Source organism: Kineococcus indalonis (genome assembly GCF_009906395.1).
Lineage (GTDB): Bacteria > Actinomycetota > Actinomycetes > Actinomycetales > Kineococcaceae > Kineococcus > Kineococcus indalonis.
On sequence record NZ_JAAALM010001055.1, the window covers coordinates 1 to 379 of the forward strand.

The window sequence follows — 379 nt, forward strand, 5'->3', positions numbered from 1 at the left end:
TAGCTATAGTGTCCTGGTTCGTCTACGTCATCGCTGGGTTTAAGACCAAGGGAATTCGCTACCTTAAGGACTCGGTACTGCCGCCCGGCGTGCCCTGGTACCTACGGTGGCTCATCATCCCGCTGGAGTTCTTGTCAAACTTCGTCACCCGCCCACTAACGCTGTCGTTGCGACTGTTTGCCAACATGGTCGCCGGCCACTTGATCATCATGATCTTCGTCGTTGGTGGCGGATTCCTTCTCACTTACCCGTCCAGCATTATTTACAACGTTGCTGGCGGTCTCTCCCTGATCCTCAGCTTCGCGCTCTTTGCGCTGGAGTTGTTTGTGGGCTTTTTGCAGGCTTACGTATTTACCGTGCTGTCGGCTCAGTATGTAGC

Annotated in this window: 1 protein-coding gene; it reads left to right on the plus strand. The window is 54.1% G+C overall.

The features are described 5' to 3' along the window. Positions 1–379: F0F1 ATP synthase subunit A (locus GTR00_RS22670; protein WP_166613690.1), on the plus strand; the 379-nt coding region annotated here is incomplete at both ends.